This window comes from Aquimarina sp. (genome assembly GCF_977115655.1).
Genome location: NZ_CDSBKO010000006.1, coordinates 24,362 through 37,989, shown reverse-complemented (window position 1 = coordinate 37,989; position 13,628 = coordinate 24,362). Strand labels below are relative to the sequence as shown.

The window sequence follows — 13,628 nt, the reverse complement described above, 5'->3', positions numbered from 1 at the left end:
AAAATAATAAAAATAATAAAAAAATGAAGAAAACATTTGTATTCCCCGGGCAGGGCTCACAAAAAAAGGGAATGGGGGAAAATCTTTTTGATGAGTTTCCTGCGTTAACCAAAAAAGCAGATAAGATATTAGGGTATTCCATAAAGGAACTTTGCTTAGAAGATCCTAATCGGCAGTTAAATCAAACCCAATACACCCAACCAGCATTATATGTAGTAAATGCTCTGTCGTATGAGAAAAAAATTAAAGAAGGAGAAAAGAAACCTGATTTTTTAGCAGGTCATAGTTTAGGAGAATATAATGCATTACAGGCAGCAGGAGTGTTTAGTTTTGAAAGTGGTCTTAGACTGGTTAAGAAGAGAGGAGAGCTAATGAGTAAGGCTAAAAACGGAGGTATGGCTGCTATTTTAAACTCATCAGAGGCACAAATTCAGGAAATATTAAAAGAAGCTAATCTCGCTATTGATATTGCGAATCTAAATGCGCCTTCTCAGATCGTTATTTCTGGCTTAAGTGAAGATATTGTAAAAGCACAGTCATATTTTGAAAAAGCTAATACGATGTTTATCCCTTTAAATACCAGTGGGGCATTTCATTCTCGTTATATGAAAGAAGCTGCAGCTGAGTTTGAAAAATGGATAAAGAAAACCAGGTTTGTTAAACCAAAAATTGAAGTAATAGCCAATGTAACAGGTAGACCCTATAAATTTGAAAATACAGAACAACACTTAACAGATCAGTTATCTAATAGTGTAAAATGGTCAGAAAGTATTACCTATTTATTGAATCAAGGGGAGATGGAATTTGAAGAACTTGGAGTAGGAAATGTGTTGACCAAATTGATAGGATATATCAAAAGAGATCACGCCAAAGATAAGAGTACACAGTCTGAAGAAAAGATAGCCGCTACTCCAGAAAAACATATCGATGCTAAATCAGGAAAAGAAAGTATTTCAAAAATAAAGGCTATAGTAGAAAAAGAACAATCAGACCCTGCTAAACTTATTGAGCAATGGAACCATGCTTACCCGGTAGGAACCAAAGTGATTTCAGATTTTTATGATACAGAATTAGAGACCAGAACAGAAGCAGTAATGTTATTTGGTCATCGAGCAGCAGTATACATGAAAGATTATAATGGATATTTTGATCTAAGAGAAGTAAAACCTGTGCAACAGTAATATTGTATGAAAAATAAATTAATATTTATTTTTTTAGATGGGGTTGGTTTAGGGAAAAAAGTGGACTCAAATCCATTTACTAAAGCTTTTATGCCAACAATATTTAATCTGCTTGGAGAGAAATTAACGAATACCACAAATGTTACTGAGCAAAATATCTTGGTGAAAGGTATTGACGCTTGTTTAGGAATAGAGGGGGTTCCTCAAAGCGCAACTGGGCAAACATCTTTGTTTACAGGCTATAATGCTCAGCAACATTTGGGGTATCATTTAATGGCGTACCCAAATGATCAATTAATAACATTGATTAATAAACGATCCATCTTTAAATATGCCAAAGAAAACCATATCAAGAGTATTTTTGCAAATTCTTATACAGATGGATTTTTCAAATCTTTTGATAGTAATTCATCTAACTATAGTGTAACCACTCGTTGTGTTTTAGCAGCCGAAAATAAATTTAATACCTTAGACGATCTTGTAGAAAACAGAGCTGTGCATTGGGATATAACAAACGTTACTTTGCAAGATACACCAAATAATAGGGTATCTTTGATTGATCCGTTTACAGCAGGTAAAAATTTAAGAAATTTAACCGATGACTATGATTTGGTTTTATATGAATGTTTTTTGCCAGATTTAATTGGGCACAAAAAGGATATGAATAAATCTATTATGTTTTTAGAGATGTTTGATAAATTTTTAGAAGGAGTCATCCACAATAAACCGGAAAACGTTCAGGTTTTAATTACTAGTGATCATGGAAATATTGAGGATCTGTCTTTTGGAGGGCATAGTAAAAACCCGGTTCCTTTTATTTTAATAGGTAATAAAGCACATCAATTTTTAGATATTAGGAGTATTAATGAAATATTTGATAGGATGTTTTCAAAACTATTTGGTACTGTATCTATTAGTCAGTTTGAAAAAATGTAGTAATGCAGCCAGTAAATATTTTTTTTACATCCTTTAAAAACCCATTAGATCAGGGGGTTTTCTCAGATTATTTATCATTGCTATCTGCAGATTTAAGAAAAACAAATTCACGTTACATTCGTTGGCAGAACAGGCATGCACACTTGTTTGGGAGATTATTGCTTTTAGAAGCCCTTAAAATCTATGGGATAGAAGAGAATATTTGGGATCATGTAGCATATACATCATACCACCGACCCTATTTGACTTTAAATGGATATGATTTTAACATATCACATTCTGGCGATTTTGTAATTTGTGCTGTAGGTAAAGATATAAGATTGGGTGTTGATATAGAAAAGAATAAAGATATAAATTTTGAGCATTTTGGTAATATTATGACTCCTAATCAGTGGGATGAAATTAACCAAGCAAGTTGTCCTTTAAAAATGTTTTATAAATATTGGACAATTAAAGAAAGTGTGGTCAAAGCAGATGGAAGAGGGTTCTCTATACCCTTGGATGGACTTGAAGTGAATAATAATACTGTACAGCTTGATGAAAATCTGTGGTTCGTAAAAGAGTTAGAATTTACCAGTGGTTATAGTGTAGCGGTAACAACCAATCAATTATCAACATTTAAAATACATGAAATAAGTTTTTAATTTCATTAACAGCACCTTAAATACAAGGCAATTTAAGTTCGGGCAATCTGTTTATTCATTAGTCGATAAAACTTTTTTGTCAAAACCTTTAAACATTAGCCACATTCCAAAAGATAACTCAATCAAAGCAGTTGGTGCGTTTAAAATCAAATATTCGGGAGTAATAATTTCTATAACCTGAAATAATATTAAAAAACTAGCAATTGCAGATAATAATGTTCCAAATAATCCCCAAACAGGAAACCATTGTGGTAGCAATTTTGATTTTAATAGTATGATATATAGCAAAAAATTTCCTGTACATAAAACCAAAATCATAAATACATGATTTATATAGTCTCTTGTCATTTTTAAAACATTACCCAGAACTTCAATATTTAATGTATTTTGATGTGGGATTTTTGCAAATTCTTTACTTAAAACAAGAATCGATAGTAAAACAATAGTTCCTATGATTAGTAGTGTTGAAGCAATAATTCTGAAGGTTAAAAAACCAAGAGCTAAACTATTGTCATATTTTTTCAAAATAGGATATAGTAAAAAAGCAATGCCAGAGTATGTTAACGAGATAATAAACTGGCAAACAGCACCCATTATTACCTGAGTATTATTTTTAGCTGCTTCTGTTAAATATTGTGGACAGTCAATCGATGGTACTATACTAAAAACACCAACAACTATTCCGGTTACGAACAATAAACCTGCAATTCTTATTTTAAGTTTCATGTATGATAATAAGGCATAATAAAGTTATTAAAAATACTCCACGTATTAGGTACATAACACCATCGAATTTCTATTATTTTTCAGATAATTCTAGATTGCCATAAAGGGATTTATTTTATAAAAGGTAATCCCCAAACCGTTTAATGGTTATACCTTTTATCCTGCTTTTTTTAGACCTGGATTTGTAATATTAAAGATTCTTCAAACAGAAAATATTTTCACGACTTTTATCAATAAACAGAAAGATGAATTGCTTAAAATTCAAAAGCTCTGTTTCTACAAAAAAACCACTTCAATTTCGAAGTGGTTTTTTGTTTATATACATTTTTTTGAAATTACAAAAACTATTTTTTTATGATTTTTTAAAAAAACTATGTTTTTATTATTAATAATAGAATAAGTTAAATTTATAAGAGTATTTTTGAACAATAATTTTGAAAGCATCTTAAAAAGCGCTAAATTATCGTAATAAAATGAAACAGAATAGTATACATATCGAACCAGTATTGTTATTTAATCTAGGAGATTGTCGATGGATTAATAAAGTATCCGTAAATAACAGGGCGCTATGTTACTATTATGATCATTATTTAAAATAATATAAATATAAAAACTAATATAAAGTAGCAAGCGTTCAGGAAACTGGACGCTTTTTTTATTTTCTCAAATCCACAAAAAGCTTAAAAATTAGTCTGAATAATAAAGTTGAAGAGAGAAAATAATATAAAAAGTCACATTAATATGAATACGTAATTAAATAATTTGAAAATAAAATTATAAATTTTTTAAACGAATGTATAAAAGTTAATTAACACATAAAGATTAGTATTTGGAAAGCAAGTATCAGAGCAATAGACAGTTGCCAAAATATCCAAAAATTCGTTAAAAAACGAACAGGTATTCCTTTGCTTAATATATAGGTTAATTAACTGATAATCAACAAGTTATTTGTTAAAAATATTTGCAGAATCAAAAAAATATACACATCTTTGTATTTCAATACAAGCAATAATTTATTAGTTCAGGTATTAGAAAAAATAATTATTTACTGCGCAAAAAGAATGCGTACTAATACTGGATATTTGCAGTGTAATTAAAAACAAAAAAATAAAAACAATGAAGTATAATCAATTTTCTAAAAAAGGACAGGAGGACAGAAATTATCTGTTAGCCGTTGCATTCGAGAGCATCCTTGGATTGGGTTTATATACTTCGGTTGTTAACCTTCTTCCAGAAACGATGACCGAATCTAAAGGTATCAAAAGACTGGAAAGAGTACTTTCAATTATAAGTAATAACTTTCGTAACATAGTAATCAAAGACTGTTATACTTTTCATAAAGCTTTCATCTCGTAAGCTACAGAAAAGTAATCTTAAGAGGTCTGGTGTAACATTTTTGTTAAACATCACAATAGCTAGACAACAGGTTTTTTATTTTGGAACCATAATTAATTTCTGCAAGCAAATGCTATCAGAAAAATTCCGAAAGAAAATGAATTGTTATCTACTATTTATTAATCTCTTATAAGTCAGATTACTTAACTAACCAGTCCATATTTTCTATAATAACTAGGTGTATATATCTATATAAAGTTTTAAAGAACATCATCTTACAAACTGTCCATAGTGTATATGCTTATACCCTAAAAGTTATGTAGACCAAGTAAACTACTTGGTATGCACTAGGATTCTATAGAAAATACCTAATTGATCCCTCACAAAATCCAAACTACAGTTCGCTGCTACCCAAAAACGGGAAAGTAGGGTATCGCGACTGTATAGGATTGCACTTTCCCAAACAACTAATTGACCATTTCTCATAGGTACTTGGTATGCACAACATACCGATCTGGGGTGGACACCTATGAGCTACACCCTAAACTCTGGAATACAATAAAAATAATATCATGAAAACTTTAAAATACATATTCGTTGTCGTTTTACTCTTTTGTACCACCTTTACTTCTTGTACGCCAGATGATAGCGTACACGAAAACGAAATCCTACATACAGAAGTATTAGGAACTAGAGGTTCAGACAAAGAATTAGATGGAGGAGATAATTAACCATAAATAATTTAATTTAGTATTTTTGGGGGATGAAACATGATACTGTTGCGTCCCTCTTTTTTTTAGGAATATGGATACTAGTTGTATTTAATTCGTGTGGGCCTGAAAATCCAGAAGAGATATCGGTCCCTTTAGCCACACAAAAGAAAATAGATTCTCTAAATAGTTATTATGATTTTGCTTTTAAAGATTCTAACGATAAGGAAAAAAAACTAGACGCTCTTGATCACTTTTTAAAAGGAACAAAAGTGTTTAACTTTGATTCTTTACAATATAAAGGCTTCATTTTACAAACAAAACTTCTTAGCAAGTATGGGAATACCCCAAAAGCAATTGAGCAATCCTATCGTTTGTTAGAACTGGCAAAAAAGAATAATGATAGTTTTTATATGGGGAAAGCATTATATAAATTAGGATTGTATAATAAAAGATTAGATAATTATATAGAAGCTTTTCAGTTTTATAATGAAGCTTTTAAGATTAACAGAAATATAAAGGATAGCATCATTGCAGGTAAATGCTTGCTAGAAATGTCCAATGTTCAAAGAGCTTTAGGAGATCATAACGCCAGTAAAACAACGGCTACCGATGGTTTAAAATATCTAGAAAATTCAACAGAATATAGAATAATGTCAGGATTATATCATGGGATTTCTATATCATTTAAAGAATTGGGAAATCAAGAAGAAGCACTGCTGTGGAATTCTAAAATTCTACATCTATGTAACGATTCCATCGCAAAAAAATATATTGGGGTTCATAATCTTCCTATCTTTAAAAATACTCGAGCAAATATTTTAGCAGAGCAGCAAAAATATGCAGAGAGCATTCGTATTTTACAAGCCTTATTAAAGGATAAGAATGTACTTGAAAACGAAATAGATTACGCCCAAGTGTTAAGTAATTTGGGATATATTAAGTTTCTTCAAAATCCGAAAAACCCAGAAAGCGAAACGATGTTATTACAAGCGCTTGATATCAGAGAGCAAGAAGAAGACATTTTTGGGTTATATAATAGTAATATACATCTTACTAAATATTATAGAGATAAAAATATTGAAAAAGCAAAACATCATGCATATAAAGCATATCAAAGTTTAGAAGGTTTCGAGGATTATGAAGCATTGTTAGAAGTACTAACACTAATTACCGAGTTGAATCCGGATTCTTTAGAAGATCATCAGCGTTTTAAAGACGCTAGTCTTAAACTTATGCAACTGCGTAAAAAGACTCGTGAAATCTATGCGCCTACTCGTTTTGAAAATGAAAGTTTATTAAAACAGAATGAAGAAAAAAATCTAAAAATATCCGAAGTTCGAAACCAAAACACCATATACTTACTAGGGATATTATTATTGGTTACTGGGATTGGATTTGTGATCTATTTTTTTAGACAACAAATGCGGTATCTTAATCAAGAAAATAAGATAATACAGTTTCAAGCCAGTTACGAAACAGAAACCCGTATTGCCAAAAGGCTGCATGATGAGTTAGGTAACGATATTTTTCAAGTGATGATGCAATATCAAAACGATCCACACGATCCGCAAATTAAAGATAAACTCAATAAATCGTATATAAAAGCACGGGATATATCACGCGAAAATAATGAGTTTGAAATTGGGGATACGTATGCCGAAGAGCTAAATAATATGCTGCAAAACTATACCCAAAACGGGATTAGGTTAATTGCAATAGGATTTGATACGATAGATTGGAACAAACTCGATAAAACCATTAAAATAACAGTATACAGAGTACTACAGGAGTTGATGACCAATATGCAGAAACATAGTAAAGCCAGTTTGGTAAAATTAGTGTTTTCTAATACTAAAGATTTTTTAAATTTAAATACACAGATAACGGCGTAGGAGTTACAGAGGAGCATATAAAATCCAAAAATGGTCTTCGAAATACAGAAAACCGTATTCGTGCTATACGAGGAACACTTATCTTTGAATCTGAAAAAGATAAAGGCTTTACAGCCGAGATACAAATTCCTAATTAAAAAGTTAGCAAGATGTTTACTAAAGTGTTGGTGGCAGAAGACTATGAGATAGCCAATCAGGGTATTATAAAAGTATTAAACGAAAAAATCGGTATACACGATATTGAAGAAGCCAAATATTGTGATGATGCTTATTTAAAATTCCGAAAGGCATATAATAGTCAGGAAGCGTTCCAATTATTGATTACAGACCTTTCTTTTAGACAAGATCATAAAGTCCAGACCAGGACCTCGGGTATCGAATTAATAAAGGATATCAAAAAAGTTCAACCAGATATCAAAATTATTGTATACTCTCAGGAAAACAGACCAGATAAAATCAATATGCTGTTCGATAAACTAAACATCGACGGTTATGTTTGTAAAGGTCAGCATGCAATAAAAGAATTAATAACTTGTGTAAGTGGTGTTTATGAAGGTAAAACGATGCTGCCACCAGAATTAACTAATAATTCTGCTGCAAATACAATGATTCATCTGGATAATTTGGATATGATATTATTAGAGGAATTATCTCAGGGATTTACCAAAAAAGAAATTCGAGCCAAACTAAAAGAACAAAAAATAACTCCAAACGGGGAGAGCGCTATTGATAAAAGAGTAAGCAGGCTTTTTGAAGACTTCAAAGCTAAAAACACCACCCATCTGGTAGCAATAGTAAAAGATTTAGGATTATTATAGTAGTATAAAATACTATCTGAATTTTTAAATTAACAAAAAAAATACATAGCTTAAAACGCTTATTTTTAAGTGATTATGTTTTTGTTTTTGAAAAAAATGAATCGTAATACAGAAATCTGTATAGAGATATACTGTAGTCCATTTATGTTTGTACCGTAAAAGCAAGAAGATGTATATGATAATGAGCTTGTCCTAAACCTGAAAAGATACAAACTACTATAATGATGTACAAAGATCAAGTAATCATAGATGGAATCATTACCGGGGATGAAAGAATACTAACTTGTTTTTACAAAGAGAATATACGATATATTCAAGGATATATTCTTCGCAACAGCGGTAACTCAGAAGATGTAGAAGATGTCTTTCAGGATGCTTTAGTTGTGTTGTATCAGAAGTTGAAATCTGATTTTTTAGAATTAAAAGTTCCTGTAAAAACATATTTTTATGGGATTTGTAAAAACGTATGGAGAAATCGATTAAGGAAAAAGAAAAAATTACTTATGGAGGATAGAGAAAATCGTTTTGATGTAGGAATTGAAGCCCCTGTAATGGTAGATATCGAAAATCAAGAACGAGAACATCTTTATAGAAAACATTTTCAAAAACTTAACACAGATAATAAAAAAATATTATCTCTTTTTTTTGAAGGAAGGTCCATGCTGGAAATTTCAAAAATCATAGGATATTCTGAAGGATATACCCGAAAAAAGAAATTTCAAGCTAAAAAACAATTATTAGAAATGATTGAAAAAGATCCTATCTATAAAGAGTTAAGAGTGGTATATTGATTCATAAAATTTTAGCCTGGATAACAGCACAAATAAGTTATTTTTAGTTACCCTTAACCATTGTTAATTGTAATAGTTAAGAACTACAAGAAAGCATAGAGCAACCTGCTTTGTTTCTTGCCCATTCAGGACGTTTAGCAAACCATCTTTCATTTTCTGGTTGCTCGTCATAAGGCTTTTTAAGTAATTGATAAAACTCTTCTATTAATTCGTATTTACCTTTATTTGCTTCATCAATAGCTAATTGAGCCATATAATTTCGTAAAACATATTTTGGATTAATAGTATTCATTACTTTTTTTCGTTCCTCATTACTTAAGGATTCTTTTTGTAATCGTTTTTGATATTTTAAAAACCACTGCTTCCATTCCTCTTTTATAGTATCTGTTATTTGATTAGGGGTATAAAAAGCTTTGGATATTAAAGAAAGATCTTCTGTTGCTGCATTATTACTGTCAAAGTTTGCCAAAAGCCTGAAAAATATAGTCATATCCGTTTCCGGTTTTTGTAATATAGTTTCCAGAGCATCGATTAGTAGATTATCATTTTTATCTTCAGCAAATAAACCAATTTTTGATTTCATCATTTTTAGATACGCATCCTCTATTTTTTCACGGTATGCCATCAAAATATCTTCCAGAGGCTCTACTTCCTCTATAAGCGGGTATAGGGCATTTGCCAGTTTATAGAGATTCCAAAGTATAATCTGTGGTTGTGTGCCATACCGATATCTTTTGTGGGTGTTATCTGTTGTATTAGGAGTCCAGCCATGATCATATCCTTCTAGCCAGCCGTATGGCCCATAATCTATAGTCAATCCCAGAATCGACATATTATCCGTATTCATAACCCCATGTACAAAGCCAACACGTTGCCAATGCATAACCATATCCAGACTTTTATCTCCAACCTCTTTTATAAACTTGATATAGGTTTCTTTAGATGGTTTTCCTAGATAAGAATAATGGTTTTTTATGGTGTAATCCACAAGTGTTTTTAAAGTACTGGTATCTTGTCTGGATGCAAATATCTCATAATTTCCAAAACGCAAAAAAGATGGTGCTACTCTGCATACAATAGCTCCTTTTTCGTACTCTGGATTACCATTGTATAAAACATCCCGTAATACGAGATCTCCGGAAAGAGCTAAGGATAAAACCCTTGTAGTAGGCACATCTAGGTGGTGCATAGCCTCACTACATAGGTATTCGCGTATGGATGATCTTAGAACAGCCAAGCCGTCGGCAGTTCTGGAGTAGGGGGTTTCTCCGGCTCCTTTTAGTTGTAAAGTCCAATTTTTGTTATCATGTTCTATTTCTGCCAGATTTATGGCACGACCATCTCCCAACTGCCCTGCCCAATTACCAAATTGATGCCCTCCATAACACATAGCATAGGGATTGGTATTTGGTAGTATTTCGTTTCCTGTAAAAACATTCAAAAAACTAGCGCTCTTAGCATCTTCTTTGGTAAGTCCTATTGCGGCTAGCATTTCTAATGAAGTATGTATTATTTGTGGTTTTGCGGTTTTTTTTGGAGTTACATAAGAAAAACAAGCTTTGGTAACTTGTCTTCTGCTATTTTCTGTATTAGGATCCTCGGGGAGTTCCTTGTTAAATTTATCTTGTATGTTCAATTTGAAATCCAAAGTGCAATTGTTTTATTTATTACAAAGATATTATAAGTACTAATTAATTAGCATCTTTATTATTACGGTCTTTTTTATTATAGGAATTTGATCATTTCTTTTTATATAGATCACCAAAGAAACTAGTACAATTGTAAAAAAAAGTTAAACTTATTAAATATAATAGTAATACTTTCATATATTTGTTTTTATAAATGGAAAATTTACCTATACATATCACAATCAATCCTGAATTGTACACAAAAAATCCCGAATCTTCAGAATTGGGAAAGAAAATAGTGCGTGTTAGTATAGAAATGATTAATGATTTAGGGTTTGAGTCTTTTACATTTAGAAAATTGGGAGTTGCTATTGGTTCTAACGAAAGCTCAATTTATCGATATTTTGAAAGTAAACACGCATTGTTAATTTATTTAATCAATTGGTACTGGAGTTGGATAGAGTATAAATTAGTGTTTGCTACAACCAATGTTGTTTCGGCAACAGACAAATTGAACAATGCTATTACATTACTTACTCAGGAGGTAAAAGAAGACAACTCTTTTACTTTTATTAATGAAATACTACTTAGTAAAATCATCATATCAGAGTCTGCTAAAGCTTATTATACAAAAGATATAGATGAGGAAAATAAAAAAGGCTTTTATAAAACATATAAAAGATTAGTACAAAGAGTGAGTGACATTGTTTTGGAGGTAAACCCAAAGTTTGAGTTTCCTCACATGCTTGTATCTACGGTAATTGAAGGAGCGCATCATCAACATTATTTTTCAAAACATCTTCCTGCCTTAACAGATTTTAAGGAAGGTAAAAATAATATTGTTCGATTTTATACAGACTTAGTTCAAAAAACTATTTTATAAAATGAAGTTGTTCTGTAGTAACATATTAAGTTTTATAAGGTATAGTGTATTTTTTACGGTACTTTTTGGTGTACTATTACAGCCTGCAATAAAGACCATCACTTTTTTTACAGAGGATGGTTTTGAATTAGTAGAACTAGGTATGGGAGAAGATTCTGATGAGGAAGGAAATCAGGAAGATGACAGTAAAGATGAGAAAATCGAACTTCAGATTTTAAATTCTAGTCAAATTAATTTTGCATTCTTATCAGAATGTTCTTGTTATAAAGTATTGCAATCTTTATGGGATTTTGATATTGAAATCCCTATCCCACCACCAGAGTTCATATAATTAATACCCCACACTTTTTAGCTTATAAGCTATAAAAACACCAGAAAGTTCCATTGATAAGGAGCTTGTTAATTTATGTAATATTATTATTAATTGATAAATGCTTTGGTAAACAGATATATCTATGGCATTTTTCAAATCGTTATACCTATGAGTAGTTTAAGTCCTTTTAAAAATTTTAAAGCCGATATTCCGGCAAGTATTGTTGTATTTTTTGTTGCATTGCCTTTATGTTTAGGTATTGCATTGGCTAGTGGAGCTCCTTTGTTTTCTGGCTTGATATCTGGTATCATAGGTGGTATTGTAGTAGGAGCTATAAGTGGTTCCCCAGTAGGTGTTAGTGGTCCGGCCGCAGGACTTGCAGCAATTGTTTTAACTGCTATTGGTGCATTAGGAGGATACCAAAACTTTCTTTTAGCGGTAGTTTTAGGAGGTGTTATACAATTGGTATTTGGTTTTTTAAAAGCAGGTATTATAGGGTATTATTTTCCCTCCTCTGTTATTAAAGGAATGCTAACAGGAATTGGGATTATAATTATACTGAAACAAATACCTCATTTTTTTGGTTATGATAAAGATCCGGAAGGTGATTTTGCATTTTTTCAGGTAGATGGAGAAAATACGTTTTCAGAAATATTAAATGCAATTAATTTAATAAGCCCGGGAGCTACTTTGATAGCTGTTATTGGTTTAGTAATTCTTCTTTTATGGAGTAATGTGCTTTCTGATAAAGGCAAAATTTTTAAATTAATTCAAGGCCCTTTAGTGGCAGTTGCTGCGGGTATTATATATTTTATAGTTACAAAGGATAACGCCACTTGGGGGGTTTCCTCAGAGCACCTTGTAAGTGTTCCTGTGCCAGAGGATGCGTCTTCATTCTTAGCACAATTTAGTTTCCCGAATTTTGGAGCGATTACTAATCCACAAATATGGGTGACCGCATTTACTATAGCTTTGGTAGCTAGTCTGGAAACTTTATTATGTGTAGAAGCAACAGATAAATTAGATCCTCGTAAACGAGTAACACCAACTAATCGCGAATTACTAGCGCAAGGAACAGGAAATATTATTTCCGGGCTTATAGGAGGTCTTCCTATTACCCAGGTAATTGTTCGTAGTTCTGCCAATATTCAATCCGGTGGTAAAACAAAAATGGCAGCTATTTTACATGGTCTTTTATTATTAATATCCGTTATTTTAATCCCAAGGCTTTTAAATAAAATTCCTTTATCGGTTTTGGCAGCTATTCTTCTTATAGTTGGATATAAACTTGCAAAACCAGGTTTGTTTAAAACAATGTACCAACTGGGTTGGAAACAATTTGTGCCATTTATAGTTACGGTTATAGGTATTGTGTTTACAGACCTGTTAATAGGTATAGGGCTTGGTTTGGCAGTTGGGATTGTAGTTATTTTAATTAAAAGTTTTCAAAATTCACACTTCTTGCATATCGAAGATAAGAGTAATGGAAAACATAAAATTAAGATGACATTAGCAGAAGAGGTAACATTTTTTAATAAAGGAGCAATACTTAAAGAGTTAGATAGTCTTCCCTGGGATACCTACTTAGAACTTGACGTTCGTAAAACAAGATATTTAGATAATGATATCATTGAAATTTTGGAAGATTTTTCTGAAAAAGCAAGAAATAGAAATATCGATATCCATCTTATTTCAGAAAGAGGTACTGTAGAAAATCCGGAAAGCTTTATTCAGTTTTTTAAACTTCGACCTAAAAATTCTTAAAACT

Annotated in this window: 13 protein-coding genes; 11 read left to right on the top strand and 2 right to left on the bottom strand. The window is 31.4% G+C overall.

The genetic code is table 11. The features are described from left to right. The first annotated feature begins 23 nt into the window (after positions 1 to 23). Genes fabD through ACZIYX_RS04050 form a run of 3 tightly spaced genes read left to right on the top strand, consistent with a single transcriptional unit; the run spans position 24 to position 2,761 of the window. Positions 24 to 1,181 carry an ACP S-malonyltransferase gene (fabD, locus tag ACZIYX_RS04060; protein ID WP_462680919.1) on the top strand — a complete coding sequence of 386 codons (1,158 nt, stop codon included), beginning with the start codon at positions 24 to 26 and terminating at the stop codon, positions 1,179 to 1,181. A gap of 6 nt (positions 1,182 to 1,187) precedes the next feature. Continuing rightward, the gene (locus ACZIYX_RS04055) at positions 1,188 to 2,117 is read left to right on the top strand and encodes a phosphoglyceromutase (protein WP_462680918.1); all 930 of its coding nucleotides are present in this window, start codon (positions 1,188 to 1,190) and stop codon (positions 2,115 to 2,117) included. Between the two features lie 2 nt (positions 2,118 to 2,119). Next, positions 2,120 to 2,761, top strand: a complete 642-nt coding sequence (locus tag ACZIYX_RS04050) for a 4'-phosphopantetheinyl transferase family protein (protein ID WP_462680917.1) — start codon at positions 2,120 to 2,122, stop codon at positions 2,759 to 2,761. Positions 2,762 to 2,812: 51 nt separating this feature from the next. On the opposite strand, the gene ACZIYX_RS04045 is transcribed toward ACZIYX_RS04050, so the two are convergent. After that, positions 2,813 to 3,487, bottom strand: a complete 675-nt coding sequence (locus tag ACZIYX_RS04045) for a DUF4386 domain-containing protein (protein WP_462680916.1) — start codon at positions 3,485 to 3,487, stop codon at positions 2,813 to 2,815. A 1,116-nt stretch (positions 3,488 to 4,603) separates the two neighbouring features. Here ACZIYX_RS04045 and ACZIYX_RS04040 point away from each other — a divergent pair. From ACZIYX_RS04040 to ACZIYX_RS04020, 5 genes are all read left to right on the top strand, one after another. Further along, positions 4,604 to 4,843 (top strand): hypothetical protein, encoded by a 240-nt coding sequence (locus ACZIYX_RS04040; protein WP_462680915.1) that lies wholly within the window; start codon positions 4,604 to 4,606, stop codon positions 4,841 to 4,843. 551 nt (positions 4,844 to 5,394) lie between these two features. Then, positions 5,395 to 5,553, top strand: a complete 159-nt coding sequence (locus ACZIYX_RS04035) for a hypothetical protein (protein ID WP_462680914.1) — start codon at positions 5,395 to 5,397, stop codon at positions 5,551 to 5,553. 32 nt (positions 5,554 to 5,585) lie between these two features. Continuing rightward, on the top strand, positions 5,586 to 7,427 hold the full coding sequence (locus tag ACZIYX_RS04030) for a tetratricopeptide repeat-containing sensor histidine kinase (RefSeq protein WP_462680913.1): 1,842 nt from the start codon (positions 5,586 to 5,588) through the stop codon (positions 7,425 to 7,427). 149 nt (positions 7,428 to 7,576) lie between these two features. After that, a complete protein-coding gene (locus ACZIYX_RS04025; protein WP_462680912.1) occupies positions 7,577 to 8,245 on the top strand; it encodes a response regulator in 669 nt (222 codons plus the stop codon). A 221-nt stretch (positions 8,246 to 8,466) separates the two neighbouring features. Beyond that, positions 8,467 to 9,036, top strand: coding sequence for an RNA polymerase sigma factor (locus tag ACZIYX_RS04020; RefSeq protein ID WP_462680911.1), 570 nt, complete (start codon positions 8,467 to 8,469; stop codon positions 9,034 to 9,036). A 76-nt stretch (positions 9,037 to 9,112) separates the two neighbouring features. Here the strand turns inward: ACZIYX_RS04020 and ACZIYX_RS04015 are convergent, their stop codons facing one another. Next, the gene (locus ACZIYX_RS04015) at positions 9,113 to 10,684 is read right to left on the bottom strand and encodes a protein adenylyltransferase SelO (RefSeq protein ID WP_462680910.1); all 1,572 of its coding nucleotides are present in this window, start codon (positions 10,682 to 10,684) and stop codon (positions 9,113 to 9,115) included. A gap of 194 nt (positions 10,685 to 10,878) precedes the next feature. On the opposite strand from ACZIYX_RS04015, the gene ACZIYX_RS04010 reads away from it, so the two are divergent. From ACZIYX_RS04010 to ACZIYX_RS04000, 3 genes are all read left to right on the top strand, one after another. Further along, the gene (locus ACZIYX_RS04010) at positions 10,879 to 11,547 is read left to right on the top strand and encodes a TetR/AcrR family transcriptional regulator (RefSeq protein WP_462680909.1); all 669 of its coding nucleotides are present in this window, start codon (positions 10,879 to 10,881) and stop codon (positions 11,545 to 11,547) included. 1 nt (position 11,548) lies between these two features. After that, positions 11,549 to 11,878, top strand: coding sequence for a hypothetical protein (locus ACZIYX_RS04005; RefSeq protein ID WP_462680908.1), 330 nt, complete (start codon positions 11,549 to 11,551; stop codon positions 11,876 to 11,878). 150 nt (positions 11,879 to 12,028) lie between these two features. Then, positions 12,029 to 13,624, top strand: a complete 1,596-nt coding sequence (locus ACZIYX_RS04000; RefSeq protein ID WP_462680907.1) for a SulP family inorganic anion transporter — start codon at positions 12,029 to 12,031, stop codon at positions 13,622 to 13,624. Positions 13,625 to 13,628 lie beyond the last annotated feature (4 nt).

Excerpts from the sequence above, each read along its gene's own strand:
- ACZIYX_RS04000 (WP_462680907.1), top strand. The coding sequence starts at position 12,029 with ATGAGTAGTTTAAGTCCTTTTAAAAATTTTAAAGCCGATATTCCGGCA.
- ACZIYX_RS04035 (WP_462680914.1), top strand. The coding sequence starts at position 5,395 with ATGAAAACTTTAAAATACATATTCGTTGTCGTTTTACTCTTTTGTACC.
- ACZIYX_RS04005 (WP_462680908.1), top strand. The coding sequence starts at position 11,549 with ATGAAGTTGTTCTGTAGTAACATATTAAGTTTTATAAGGTATAGTGTA.
- ACZIYX_RS04025 (WP_462680912.1), top strand. The coding sequence starts at position 7,577 with ATGTTTACTAAAGTGTTGGTGGCAGAAGACTATGAGATAGCCAATCAG.
- ACZIYX_RS04010 (WP_462680909.1), top strand. The coding sequence starts at position 10,879 with ATGGAAAATTTACCTATACATATCACAATCAATCCTGAATTGTACACA.
- ACZIYX_RS04020 (WP_462680911.1), top strand. The coding sequence starts at position 8,467 with ATGATGTACAAAGATCAAGTAATCATAGATGGAATCATTACCGGGGAT.
- ACZIYX_RS04055 (WP_462680918.1), top strand. The coding sequence starts at position 1,188 with ATGAAAAATAAATTAATATTTATTTTTTTAGATGGGGTTGGTTTAGGG.
- ACZIYX_RS04040 (WP_462680915.1), top strand. The coding sequence starts at position 4,604 with ATGAAGTATAATCAATTTTCTAAAAAAGGACAGGAGGACAGAAATTAT.
- fabD (WP_462680919.1), top strand. The coding sequence starts at position 24 with ATGAAGAAAACATTTGTATTCCCCGGGCAGGGCTCACAAAAAAAGGGA.
- ACZIYX_RS04045 (WP_462680916.1), bottom strand. The coding sequence starts at position 3,487 with ATGAAACTTAAAATAAGAATTGCAGGTTTATTGTTCGTAACCGGAATA.
- ACZIYX_RS04030 (WP_462680913.1), top strand. The coding sequence starts at position 5,586 with ATGAAACATGATACTGTTGCGTCCCTCTTTTTTTTAGGAATATGGATA.
- ACZIYX_RS04050 (WP_462680917.1), top strand. The coding sequence starts at position 2,120 with ATGCAGCCAGTAAATATTTTTTTTACATCCTTTAAAAACCCATTAGAT.